A 12,420-nucleotide genomic window follows, 5' to 3' on the forward strand; every position below is an offset into this window, starting at 1 on the left:
TATGGAGGTTAATTTTGAAAAGGGAGTAAATTTTAAAAACATTAAAAAACGCAGCCAACTTAAAGCAATATGGTTTAGGTTTAGCAAGAATAAACTCGCAATGTTCGGCTTGATCCTATTTGCTATAACGATTATTTTTACTGTTGGGGCACCAGTGTTTATAAGTTATGATGCTGCAATTGAGCAGAACATCTCAAAAAAGCTAATATCCCCGGGAAAAGAATACATATTCGGGACAGATATGTATGGGAGGGACATGTTTGCCAGAGTGATTTATGGCGGAAGGATATCGTTGTTAGTCGGTTTATCAACGGTAATCATTTCATTGTTCTTTGGCTCGTTAATTGGGTCTTTGGCAGCTTATTACGGTGGCAGGATTGATAATATCCTGATGCGTATTATGGATGTTTTTTTGGCAATCCCAAGCATTTTGATGGCAATAGCTGTTGTTGCGGCACTTGGACAAGGCATTGTAAACATTTTAATTGCGATGAGCATGTCAAGGATACCACAGTTTGCCCGCATAGTGAGATCGGCAATATTGTCGATCAAGGGGCAAGAATTTATAGAAGCAGCAAAAGCCTGTGGAACAAGTGATGCAAGAATAATTGCAAGGCATATTTTACCCAATGCTATCGGACCTATTGTTGTACAAGCTTCATTAAATGTTGCTGGTGCAATTTTAGGTATAGCGGGTTTGAGTTTCGTTGGTTTGGGAATCACTCCGCCTACTCCTGAATGGGGATCATTGTTATCTGGTGCGCGCAGCCAAATGAGATATTATCCATATTTGGTTACAATACCCGGGCTAGCTATTATGGTAGCTGTCTTATCACTCAACTTGATAGGCGACGGCTTAAGGGATGCATTAGATCCAAGATTGAAAAATTAGCTTGAATTGGAGAAAAGTTATGGATAAATTGTTGGAAATAAAAGATTTGAATGTCACATATAAAACTGATGAGGCTTTGATTTATGCAGTTAACGGCCTCAATTTAGCTTTAAATAAAGGTGAAACATTGGGAGTTGTTGGAGAAACCGGAGCTGGTAAAACAACAACAGCTTTAAGCATTATGAGACTGTTGCCTGATAAGGTAGGGAGAATTACTAGAGGTTCAATATACCTGGATGGAATGGAGATAACAAAAAAAACTGAAGCTGATATGAGGCTCATAAGAGGGAATACGGTTTCAATGATTTTTCAGGACCCGATGACCAGTTTGAATCCAACAATGACTATTGGCAGTCAAATTGCAGAAGTATTGCAATTGCACAACAACAATAATAAAGAAGCCATCAGCGACAGAGTCAACGAGATATTAAAGCTTGTAGGCATTTCCCCCGAAAGGCAAAATGATTACCCCCACCAGTTTTCAGGCGGGATGAAGCAGAGAGTGGTGATCGCCATCGCATTGGCATGCGAGCCCAAGCTTTTATTGGCTGATGAGCCTACTACAGCTTTGGATGTCACTATCCAAGCCCAGGTCCTGCAAATGATGCGTGAGCTTAAGCGCGAATTAAACACCTCGATGATACTTATCACTCATGATTTGGGCGTTGTTGCTCAGACCTGCGACAAGGTGGCAATCATGTATGCGGGTGAGATCGTAGAGAATGGAATGATTGAAGATATCTTTGAAGGTGCTGCCCACCATCCGTACACGGAAGGGCTATTCGGTTCGATACCCGATTTAACAAAATCTACAAGGCGATTGAACCCTATTGACGGGCTGATGCCTGATCCTACCAACCTTCCATCAGGATGTGCATTTCATCCGAGATGCCCTAAGTGCATGGATATTTGCAAGACTGAAAAGGCAGAGCCTGTGTTGATCGGCTCACATGAGATTAAGTGCCATTTTGTACGGAATTCCAATCAGTAGTAAACAAAAGGAAGGATACAAAAAATGAATACACCTCTAATCCAAACAAAAAATTTAAAAAAATATTTTGGTACACCGAAGGGTGATTTGCATGCTGTCGATAATGTGAATATTGATATTAATAAAGGAAAGACACTTGGTGTAGTGGGAGAGTCAGGATGCGGAAAGTCTACTTTAGGACGTGTTATTCTGAGATTGCTGGAGCCCACATTCGGTGAAGTCATATATAACGGAAATGATATTATACATTTAAACCAGAAACAAATGAACAATATTCGCCAAAAAATGCAGATAATATTTCAAGATCCATATGCTTCATTGAATCCAAGAATGACTGTAAGTGAGATAATAGCTGAACCTATAAAAGTCTGCAAAATAATTAAAGATAAAGAGGAACTTAACCAGCGTGTATTTGATTTAATGAAAATAGTTGGATTAGACTACCGGTTTATAAATACCTATCCCCATGAAATGGATGGAGGAAGGCGCCAAAGGATTGGAATAGCAAGGGCACTTGCATTAAACCCCGAATTTATTGTGTGCGACGAACCGGTTTCTGCTTTAGATGTATCTATACAAGCACAAATATTAAATTTAATGATGGATTTGCAGGAAGACCATGGCTTGACGTATATGTTCATTACACACGATCTAAGTGTCGTAAAACATATAAGTGATGAAATAATGGTTATGTATTTAGGACAGTGTGTTGAAAAAGCACCATCGGAAGAGCTATTTGCTAATCCGCTGCATCCATATACCCAAGCTTTGCTGGATGCAATACCCATAGCAAGCTTAAAAGAAAGAGATAAACTAAGAAAAATAATCAAGGGAGAAGTCACCAGTCCTATCAATCCGAAGCCCGGATGCAGGTTTGCAAGCCGGTGCTTCCATGTGACGGCAGAATGTAAAAATGATGGTCTGGGATTGGTTGAAGTATCGCAAGGACATTATGTTTCTTGCATATTGCATAAATAATATTGCAAAAGATAGGAGTTTTAGAAATGAATATAACAAAGTATGAATTAGCAAAAATGACATGGAAAGAAGCAGAGCATATTTTTAAGCAGGACAAAGTTTTTCTGATACCCTTAGGGTCTATGGAAGAGCATGGACCCCAGTCTGTTTTAGGGGATTATATGGCCGCGGAAGAGGCGGCAAAAGAGATCGCCAAAAGATCGGGAGCTGTTATGGTTCCCACCATACCCTTTGGATACTCCGAATATTTCAGGGATTATCCGGGGACCATTTCATTTTCTCCAAAGACGATGTATAGAGTCATAGCAGATATTTTTGAATGCCTTATAGAGCATGGAGCAAAAAAGTTCCTGATCGTCAATGGCCATGGAGGGAATATGTCCATTATCGAAATGTTTGGCCGTGACTTAAGGCGCGAAAAGGGGGTCATGATAGCTAAGTTTGATCTGTGGCAGGTATTATCGCCCCAAATGAAAGAAGAGCTTTATGGCGAGAATGTAAGCAAGTGTATGGGCCATGGCGCGGAGCCCGTCACTTCCGTAATGAAATATTTGCGGCCCGAGGACATCAGAATGGATCTGGTGGGCGAAATGGACAAGGTATATAAATGGCAGGATTTTGAAATGGCAAGCTTAGCAAAGACGAAGGTTGCGGGAATGGAAGCCAGCATTTATTTCAATGTCAAAGATATTACAGATCAGGGATGCCTTGCCGATCCGCATTATGGCAGTGCGGAAATAGGGAAAAGGATATTTGAGCGCATGGTTGAAGTCGGCTGTGAGTTTGTAAAGCGAATAGAAAATTCCAAAATGGAAATTTAATGTGAGGTTATGAATATGTATACGATTAATAAATCTAACAGAAAAGCCAGTCAAGAGCTGATCGATGAATTCTCAAAATTCGGTGTCGCTTTGATTGCAGATTCGATGGGAAGATATGGTGCAATGAAACCATATATAAAGCCAATTGCCTATGGAAGGAAAATGAAGGGCAGGGCTGTTACAGTCCAGACATACCGTTCCGATAATCTTATGCTTCATGTTGCTTTGGGAATGGCCCAGGAGGGCGATGTGCTTGTGGTAGATGCCGGAGAAGTAACAAATGCCGGGTTATGGGGTGATCTTATGACCCAGATGGCATGCATAAAGAAAATCGGCGGCATCGTTACGGATGGAGCAGTGAGGGACAGGGAAGAGCTTATTGAATCGGGATTGCCGGTTTATTGTAAAAGCATAAGCCCGCTGGGAGGCTTTAAATCTGTCGGAGGTTCTGTCAATACGGAGATTTCATGCGGCGGAGTGGTGGTGTCGCCAGGCGATATCATCATAGGTGACGATGACGGAGTGGCAGTGATCCCTCTGGAAGAGGCAGGAGAAATTTTGGAAGCATGCAAAAAGAATCAGGCAAAGGAAGATGAGATTTCAGAAAAAATGAAGCAGGGCATAACACTTTTTGAACTGCTGGGGCTGCAGGAGCAGATAAACAAATTAGGGCTAATCATTCCGGAAGATAAAGAATAGTAAAATTAACGTGGTTGATCTATTATGCAGGGCAGGGGTGAGAATATGAAAAAGATTATATTATTTGGGAGCAAATACTGAGGCGGATGTGAACCTATGAAGGAGTTCCTTTCAAAAAACGAAATCAAGTTTGTTTACTTGGATATATCAGAGAATCTTTTTAACCTGAAAGTTTTTCTTAAATATCGGGATAGCCGGCCGGAATTTAATCAAATAAAAGAAAGCGGACGAGTGGGCATACCCTGTATAGTTGTTAATAAAGGGGAAAGAGTCTTATTTGATAAGATTGATATAGAGCAATTACGAGATCAAATATAAAAGAAGATTTATTGATATATATATAACGTGAAAAAGATTTTACAGCATAACAGCTATATAAGTTGCGGTAAATATTTTACAAAACTGTCATTCTGAACGAAACAAAGTGGAGTGAAGAATCTGGCTAAGATTCTTCGCATACGCTCAGAATGACGGCATATGCCTTTTTAAAACTACAAATGCATTTACCGCAATTATATAGAATATTTAATGCGTTATATATAGAAAGGCAGGATTATGACAAATTTATTTAAAAAAGCAGAATCTATAAAAGAGTACTGTACAAATATTCGCCATATGATACATCAAAATCCGGAAGTATCATTCAAAGAGTTTGAAACGACGGAATTGATCAAAAAAGAACTTAAAGATATGGGTATAGATGTTTTACCCTTGGATATCGCTACCGGTGTTGTAGCGGAAATAAAAGGAACAAAAAAAGGACCGGAAGCCGTAACTGCTTTGCGTGCGGATATAGATGCTTTGCAGATGGAAGACTTAAGCGGCAAGCCCTATGCTTCAAAAAATCCCGGGGTTGCACATGCCTGCGGGCATGACGGGCATACTGCCATACTGCTGGGTGCGGCAAAGCTGCTCAATGAGGTGAAAGATCAGTTCTCTGGAGTGGTGAAGCTGGTATTTCAACCTGCTGAAGAAGGATTATACGGTTCTCGGGTGATCATAGACTCAGGAGCCTTGAAAAATCCTGATGCTGATGCGATCATATGCTTACACGGATGGCCCTATTTTAAGGTCGGGGAGATCGGAGCCTGGCCGGGACCTTATATGGCTTCGGCAGATAAATTCCTGATAAAGATCATAGGCCAAAGCGGACACGGAGCACGCCCTTATAAAGCAGTCAATCCTATAATGGCGGCAGCCAGTGCCATCAATGCTATTCCTAATATTGTTTCCAATGAGATCGTTACTGCAAAGCAGGCGGTGGTGACGGTATGCACGATACATGCAGGGATGGCGTTTAATGTGATACCTGATTCGGTGGAATTCGGAGGTACTGTACGCTGTCTTGATCCTGAGGTCAGAGATGAACTTGAAGCTAAGATCAGGCGTGTAGCTGACGGGGCAGCGCAGATGTTTGGCTGTCGTGCCGAAATAGATTACCAAAGAGGAGTGCCGCCGCTGATGAATGATCCGGGATTAGCAGAGCAGGTCATCAAAGCAGGCGCAGATGCTTTGGGGAATGAAAGCATCCGTGAACTCGACGGACCTGTTATGGGCTCGGAAGATTTTTCTTATTATATTGATGCTGTTGGCAAGGGTGTATTCTATAGGCTCGGAATCGGTACCGGAGAAGACATTGAGCCGATCGCTCTGCATAACAGTAAATTTGATTTTAATGATGACGCAATTCCCTATGGAGTTGCTACGATGGTTCAGCTTATCCTCAATAGGCACAGCTAGACCTAAGCCTATTTTTTCTTGTTGGGTCGTGGAAACGGGGATGAGCTCCATGCCCATCCTCTCGACTCCAAAGAAATACCCTAATACTAGAGACCAGAGACTAGAAGCCTATTCTTCCATATATCCTAAGCTGACGGACAGCTCTTTTGCGATATCCATGACATTTTTTATTATGACGGGAATTTGCTTTTCTTTAAGCCTGTAAGAGGGTCCTGAAATGCTGATGGAAGCAATAGCCTCACCATAGCAGTCAAAAACAGGGGCTGCTATGCAGGTTACACCTTCCTCCCTTTCTTCATTGTCCAGGGCATAGCCCTGTTCTTTTATGACCTCAAGCTCTTTCATCAAATCTTCTGCAGAAGCCAAGGTATTCTGTGTATATCTTTGAAAATCGGTTTTGCTCAAAATCAAATCCTGTATCCTCTTAGGCTGATAAGCCAGAAGGATCTTTCCTCCTCCTGTACAATACAGAGGAACCTTGGCACCTAACTGAGTGAACATTTTGAGAAGCTTGGTGCTTTCGGATTGAGCTATATAAACTATTTCGCTGCCGTCCAAGATCACCAGATTGCTGGTTTCGCCCACTACTTCCCTGAGCTTATCCAAGTACGGCTGGGAGAGGTTTGCCAGCACATTTTGCCTTTTCGCCATGCCGCTTATCCGAAATAACGCAAAGCCTATCCTATATTTTTTTGTTTTTTTATCCTGCTCGATAATATTGCATTGCTTCAAGGTATTGAGAAGGTGATAGGTTGCGCTTACGCCATAATTGAGCCTGCTGCTTATTTCGGTAACACCGAGTCCGTCTTCGGACTTCGCCAGTTCTTCCATAACTTCGACAGCTTTTATGACAGAACCTATGGTCTTTGTATCCTTTTTTATAGAAGCATCCATGATGATCAACTCCAGTCGGATAGTTTTACTTATATCAAATCATATTATACCGCAAATGGCATAATAAAGCATATCGATTTTCATATTTAAATTATTCAGACATTTTTATCAATATTTTCTTATTGATTTATAGACGATACATTTTCTGAGTCAATGGTTAGCAATTCAGCAACAATGCTTAAGGTAATCATTTCACCATCGCTAATATCAGAAGTATCGATATTGCAACGCTCTTCAATATGTGGTGGAGTCATTCTGCAGATAGTTATAAAAATAAATAATATTCTATACAATTTCTGCTTGACGCAAAGTTCAAAAAGATATATATTTAATACAAATGGTCGACCGGTCGTCCGAGTTGGTATGCATCACCTTTCCTTATGCTAAATATAGAATACATACATTACAGTTAACATGAAATAGTCAGATTATATTTACTCTGGAGGGATTTTTATGGAGAATATTAGAATCGATGATTTTAAAGACTACAGCTTCTTATCAGATATAGAACATTCACCTGATGGATGTCATGCCTGTTTTGCAGTTCACAAAATGGATATGGATGAAAATAAATATCTGTCAAATCTATGGGTTTACAGTTCTAAGGATGGAAGAGTATTTCAGCTCACATCCTTGGATAGTGAAAGAAGCTTCATTTGGATGGATGATGAAACAATTCTTTTCCCGGATATAAGAAATGAAAAGGATAAAGAAAAAGTTGAAAAAGGGGAAGATTTTACCCAGTACTACCAGATAGGAATAAATGGAGGAGAAGCTCTGAAATCCTTCAGGATACCAAGGAAAGCTTCATCTATTAAGATGATAGATGAAAATACATATCTGTTTGCATCACCTTATAATGCTTTTGAAAACGAATCGTATATTCTTGATGATAATGAAAGGGACAAGGAGTTAAAAAGAAGAAAAGAAGAAAAGGACTATGAAGTTCTTGAGGAGATACCCTTCTGGTCAAATGGAAGAGGATTTATAAGCAAAAAAAGGAGCAGATTATATCTATACTGCAGGGATACTAAAAGCATAGCACCAATAACTGATGAAAATATAAGTGTTCTGGATTTCAACCTAAATGAGAAAAAAGATAAAATAGTTTTTATTGCCAATGGCTTTGAAGGGATAATGCCTCGTACAAATGATATATACCTCTATGATATAAAAAGCAAGGATATGAAAAAGCTTACAGAATCGGGTAAGCTTGAATATGAATTTGCCGGTTTTATTTCGGAGAGTAAGCTTATATTATTAGGAAGCGACCTGAAAAGGTATGGAGTTATTGAAAATAAGAAGTTTTATATAGTCGATTTAAATGAATGTAAGATAAAATGCATCACTCCTGAGCTTGATAAAAGTATTTGGAATTCTGTGGGTTCTGATTGCAGATATGGAAGCTCCGCGAGCATGAAGGTTATAGATGGGCATCTTTATTTCATCACTACAGAAGTGGACAGTTCTTATCTTAACAGCATAGATGAAAATGGAGTTATTAAAAGAATTATCGGAAAGAAAGGTTCTGTTGATGCATACAGCATAAATAATAGTGAATCTCTCTTTATCGGAATGAGAGATTTGGGACTTCAAGAGCTTTACAAGCTTGAAGGGGAAAATGAAGTCAGGATAACCGGTTTTAATGCTTGGGTTCATGATAAAAGAAGCATTGCGCCCTTAGAAAAAATAAGTGTTGAAACAGCCCCGGGTGTTGTTATTCATGGATGGGTAATCAAGCCCGTTGATTTCGTCGAGGGTAAAAAGTACCCTGCAATACTGGACATACATGGAGGGCCAAAGACTGTCTATGGAGAAGTTTTCTTCCATGAGATGCAGTACTGGGCAAACCATGGATATGCTGTATTTATCTGTAATCCAAGGGGAAGTGACGGAAGAGGAAATGATTTTGCAGATTTAAGATGCAAATATGGGACAATAGATTATGAGGATATAATGAAGTTTACAGATGCGGTTCTGGAGAAGTACTCATTTATTGATAGCGAAAGGATAGGCGTTACCGGAGGTTCATATGGCGGATTTATGACGAATTGGATAATTGGCCATACCGACAGATTCAAGGCGGCAGCTTCCCAAAGGAGCATATCCAACTGGATATCAAAGTTTTGTACAACAGATATAGGCTATTTCTTTGTAGATGACCAGCAGGGAGCAACACCTTGGAACAATGAAGAGAAGCTATGGTGGCATTCACCATTGAGGTATGCTGATAAGGTAAAAACTCCTACCCTTTTTATTCACTCAGATGAGGACTACAGATGCTGGCTGGCGGAGGGAATTCAGATGTTTACAGCCCTGAAGTATCACGGTGTTGCTGCAAGGCTTTGCATGTTCAGGGGTGAAAACCATGAATTGAGCAGAAGCGGTAAGCCAAAGCATAGGCTGAGAAGGTTAAAGGAGATGACCGACTGGTTCGACAAGTATTTAAAATAGATAAATTTTAAATACTCATAAATTTTTGTAAAAATAAATAATATTCTATATAATTTCTGCTTGACGCAAAGTTCAAAAAGATATATATTTATTACAATTGGTCGACCGGTCGTCCAATAGGATAAATTGAGAAGATACAGCATAAGAATTCCGAGATGCTTCCAGCATCAATCAAGTTTTTTCTGGTTTTGCATAATCATAAAGAAAGGAATGAACATAATTATGCACTATGTTATTTTGCTAGCAGTACTATTTGCAGGATTTATAATTTTTAGGACTATTACATTTAAGACACATACTACAAATAATAATCAAGACAATTATGTTATAAAAACAAATTCTCAGGAATCAATAAAGCATTTAAGCGATGCCATCAAGATTAAAACTGTATCAAACATTAATTACGAAGAATTAGATTATAAGCCTTTTGAGGATTTTATAGAATTTTTAAAGAGTACATATACCAATATCCATAACTCTATGGAATTTAAGAGAATAAATAATTATGGCCTTGTTTATAAATGGAACGGAAAAGATAAGGATAAAAAACCGTTGCTGTTTTTAGGTCATTACGATGTAGTGCCTGTTGAGCAAGGAACGGAAGATGATTGGGAATATGGTCCTTTTTCCGGTGAGATAGCGGAAAACAAAATATGGGGCAGAGGTTCTTTAGATATAAAGAGTCAGATAATAGCCTTAATGGAGACGGCGGAAAAGCTGATAGAAGAAGGATATGTACCGGAAAGAGATATATATTTTGCATTTGGCAATGATGAAGAGGTCGGCGGGAAAACTGGAGCCTTAAAAATATCAGAATACTTTGAAATAAACAAAATATTTTTTGAGGCTGTTTATGACGAATGCGGATTTGTAGCTATAGGTGCAATTAAGGGTGTTGATTGCCAAATAGCACAGATAGGTATTGCAGAGAAAGGATATTGCAATATTAAAATTAAATCCGCATCTAGCGGCGGACATGCGGCTATGCCTCCACAAAACACTGCGTTAGGTGTTATTGCTAAAGCTATATGCAAAATTGAAAAGAATCCTATGCCCGCTTATTTATGTTCGCCGGTAGCGAATATGATAAAAAATATAGGCGGAGAAAAGGGTTTTATATTCAAAATGCTTGTTGCAAATATGTGGCTTTTTAAACCATTGATAATTAAGATACTGGCTAACTCACCAAATGATAATGCAATGATTAGAACTACTATTGCAAACACAATGTGTAAGGCAAGCGATGCTCCTAATGTTTTGCCGCAGAGCGCTGAGGCAGTCATGAATGCAAGGCTTTTGCCAGGCGATAATAGTCAAAAGCTTATTGATCATATTAAAAATCTGGTAAAGGATTATGATATTGAGGTTGAACCCTTGAGCATTAGAGAACCTTCTGAAATATCTCCAATAGATACAAAAGGGTATAAAAAGCTGGAGAATACGATAAAAGAAATATTTCCCAATATCATAATAACTCCTTATCTGGTGGTAGGAGGAAGCGATTCAAGAAAATACTATAATGTATGCAAAAATATTTACAGGTTTACTCCTTTTATAGTCAATGATGAAGAAATGAAGGCTTTTCATAATACGAATGAAAGAATAACTATAGAGAATTTCAACAGAATGATTGACTTTTATAAGAAATTTATTGTTGATTTTGACAAGTAGACTAATAAATACATAGCTGCAGAAGGGAACATAGCAAATGAACATTAATAGAAAATTAAAAGAGCTTGCGAAGGTCATAGTTAAAAAAGGCGTTGTACTTGCTGAAGGTGAAATACTTGTGATCCAGGCATCGGTAGAAGCAGCATATTTTTCTCGTATAGTAGCAGAGACGGCTTTTGAGGAAGGTGCAAGTGAAGTTTATACAGAGTGGTTCGATGATGAAATGGACAAGCTCAGATATAAAAATGAAAGCATTGAGTCATTAACAAAAACTTATCCGTGGTCAGGTAGAACTCTTCTGGAATATGCTAAGAAAGGCTGCTGCTTCGTAAAAATAAACACTCCTGATCCGGATGTATTTTCTGAGATTTCGGCAAGCATCATTAGTGAAAATTTTAAAGCCAAGCGGAAAATTGATGAAGAAACAAATTCTATGAAAATGAACGGCACTTGTAAATGGACTTCCTTGGCCATACCATCTAAAAAATGGGCTGAAAAGGTGTCCCCGGAATTAGATGAGAATGAAGCCTTTGAAAAATTGTGGGACATGTTTTTTGACATTTGCCGGATTGATGAAACAAATTCAGTAGAAAATTGGGATATCCATACACAAAACCTTACCGGCAAAGCTAACTATCTTACAGCCAAAAAGCTGATCAAATTGTATTTTAAGAATGATATAGGAACCGATTTAGTGGTTGAGCTTGCTAAAAATCACTTATGGGTGGGAGGAACTTTGCCGAGCAAATCCGGTATATCATTTGTACCTAACATTCCTACTGAAGAAGTCGCAACAGCACCATATAAAACCGGGGCTGATGGAGTTTTAGTGAGTACTAAACCATTGTGCCATAACGGACAATTAATAGATAAATTCAAATTAGTATTTAAAAATGGTAAAGTTGTTGATTTTGAAGCTGAAGTGGGATATGAGCATCTTAAGCATATCATAGAGACTGATGAGAATTCATGCTATTTGGGAGAAGTTGCGCTAGTTCCATTTGATTCACCCATATCCAATAAAAATATATTGTTTTACAATACGCTTTTTGACGAAAATGCAAGCTGCCATTTTGCTTTGGGAAGAGGGTATCCGGTTGTTATAAAAAATAATAGTATAATGACCGATGAAGAAATAGCAGAAACCGGATTAAACATCAGCTCTCTGATACATGTAGATTTCATGGTCGGCTCTAAAGATTTGGATGTTATTGGATACGATGAGAATAACAATGCAATACAGATATTTAAAAATGGTAATTGGGCGTTTTAGTACACAT

10 protein-coding genes and 1 pseudogene are annotated in these 12,420 nt (G+C 38.8%); 9 read left to right on the plus strand and 2 right to left on the minus strand.

Going from position 1 to position 12,420, the window contains the following annotated elements:
* Position 1 precedes the first annotated feature (1 nt).
* The 6 genes from LJD61_RS05100 to LJD61_RS05125 all read left to right on the plus strand — a co-directional run bounded on the left by LJD61_RS05100 (position 2) and on the right by LJD61_RS05125 (position 6,121).
* Entirely contained in the window at positions 2-892 is an 891-nt protein-coding gene (locus tag LJD61_RS05100) for an ABC transporter permease (RefSeq protein ID WP_255226441.1), read from the plus strand.
* Positions 893-911: 19 nt separating this feature from the next.
* Positions 912-1,883 carry an ABC transporter ATP-binding protein gene (locus tag LJD61_RS05105; RefSeq protein WP_255226442.1) on the plus strand — a complete coding sequence of 324 codons (972 nt, stop codon included), beginning with the start codon at positions 912-914 and terminating at the stop codon, positions 1,881-1,883.
* A 24-nt stretch (positions 1,884-1,907) separates the two neighbouring features.
* Positions 1,908-2,861, plus strand: coding sequence for an ABC transporter ATP-binding protein (locus LJD61_RS05110; RefSeq protein ID WP_255226443.1), 954 nt, complete (start codon positions 1,908-1,910; stop codon positions 2,859-2,861).
* Positions 2,862-2,887: 26 nt separating this feature from the next.
* Positions 2,888-3,682 carry a creatininase family protein gene (locus tag LJD61_RS05115; protein WP_255226444.1) on the plus strand — a complete coding sequence of 265 codons (795 nt, stop codon included), beginning with the start codon at positions 2,888-2,890 and terminating at the stop codon, positions 3,680-3,682.
* 15 nt (positions 3,683-3,697) lie between these two features.
* Positions 3,698-4,381, plus strand: coding sequence for a 4-carboxy-4-hydroxy-2-oxoadipate aldolase/oxaloacetate decarboxylase (locus tag LJD61_RS05120; protein WP_255226445.1), 684 nt, complete (start codon positions 3,698-3,700; stop codon positions 4,379-4,381).
* 555 nt (positions 4,382-4,936) lie between these two features.
* The gene (locus LJD61_RS05125) at positions 4,937-6,121 is read left to right on the plus strand and encodes a M20 metallopeptidase family protein (protein ID WP_255226446.1); all 1,185 of its coding nucleotides are present in this window, start codon (positions 4,937-4,939) and stop codon (positions 6,119-6,121) included.
* A 108-nt stretch (positions 6,122-6,229) separates the two neighbouring features.
* Here the strand turns inward: LJD61_RS05125 and LJD61_RS05130 are convergent, their stop codons facing one another.
* Together LJD61_RS05130 and LJD61_RS20865 are read right to left on the minus strand one after the other, a co-directional pair.
* Positions 6,230-7,015: an IclR family transcriptional regulator gene (locus LJD61_RS05130; RefSeq protein ID WP_255226447.1), complete on the minus strand. Its 786-nt coding sequence runs from the start codon at positions 7,013-7,015 to the stop codon at positions 6,230-6,232.
* Positions 7,016-7,155: 140 nt separating this feature from the next.
* A pseudogene (locus LJD61_RS20865) lies at positions 7,156-7,269 on the minus strand (IS982 family transposase); the annotation flags it as partial.
* Positions 7,270-7,468: 199 nt separating this feature from the next.
* On the opposite strand from LJD61_RS20865, the gene LJD61_RS05140 reads away from it, so the two are divergent.
* The 3 genes from LJD61_RS05140 (at position 7,469) to LJD61_RS05150 (ending at position 12,413) form a co-directional block, all read left to right on the plus strand.
* On the plus strand, positions 7,469-9,469 hold the full coding sequence (locus tag LJD61_RS05140) for an alpha/beta hydrolase family protein (RefSeq protein ID WP_255226448.1): 2,001 nt from the start codon (positions 7,469-7,471) through the stop codon (positions 9,467-9,469).
* A 222-nt stretch (positions 9,470-9,691) separates the two neighbouring features.
* Complete coding sequence (locus tag LJD61_RS05145) at positions 9,692-11,140, plus strand: M20 family peptidase (RefSeq protein WP_255226449.1); 1,449 nt, start codon at positions 9,692-9,694, stop codon at positions 11,138-11,140.
* Between the two features lie 37 nt (positions 11,141-11,177).
* A complete protein-coding gene (locus LJD61_RS05150; RefSeq protein WP_255226450.1) occupies positions 11,178-12,413 on the plus strand; it encodes an aminopeptidase in 1,236 nt (411 codons plus the stop codon).
* Positions 12,414-12,420 lie beyond the last annotated feature (7 nt).

The organism is Lutispora saccharofermentans, assembly GCF_024363565.1.
Classification (GTDB): domain Bacteria; phylum Bacillota; class Clostridia; order Lutisporales; family Lutisporaceae; genus Lutispora; species Lutispora saccharofermentans.

Bases quoted from the DNA above. Each gene is read 5' to 3' on its own strand.
- LJD61_RS05100 (WP_255226441.1), top strand. From the start codon at position 2: ATGGAGGTTAATTTTGAAAAGGGAGTAAATTTTAAAAACATTAAAAAA.
- LJD61_RS05105 (WP_255226442.1), top strand. From the start codon at position 912: ATGGATAAATTGTTGGAAATAAAAGATTTGAATGTCACATATAAAACT.
- LJD61_RS05110 (WP_255226443.1), top strand. From the start codon at position 1,908: ATGAATACACCTCTAATCCAAACAAAAAATTTAAAAAAATATTTTGGT.
- LJD61_RS05115 (WP_255226444.1), top strand. From the start codon at position 2,888: ATGAATATAACAAAGTATGAATTAGCAAAAATGACATGGAAAGAAGCA.
- LJD61_RS05120 (WP_255226445.1), top strand. From the start codon at position 3,698: ATGTATACGATTAATAAATCTAACAGAAAAGCCAGTCAAGAGCTGATC.
- LJD61_RS05125 (WP_255226446.1), top strand. From the start codon at position 4,937: ATGACAAATTTATTTAAAAAAGCAGAATCTATAAAAGAGTACTGTACA.
- LJD61_RS05130 (WP_255226447.1), bottom strand. From the start codon at position 7,015: ATGGATGCTTCTATAAAAAAGGATACAAAGACCATAGGTTCTGTCATA.
- LJD61_RS05140 (WP_255226448.1), top strand. From the start codon at position 7,469: ATGGAGAATATTAGAATCGATGATTTTAAAGACTACAGCTTCTTATCA.
- LJD61_RS05145 (WP_255226449.1), top strand. From the start codon at position 9,692: ATGCACTATGTTATTTTGCTAGCAGTACTATTTGCAGGATTTATAATT.
- LJD61_RS05150 (WP_255226450.1), top strand. From the start codon at position 11,178: ATGAACATTAATAGAAAATTAAAAGAGCTTGCGAAGGTCATAGTTAAA.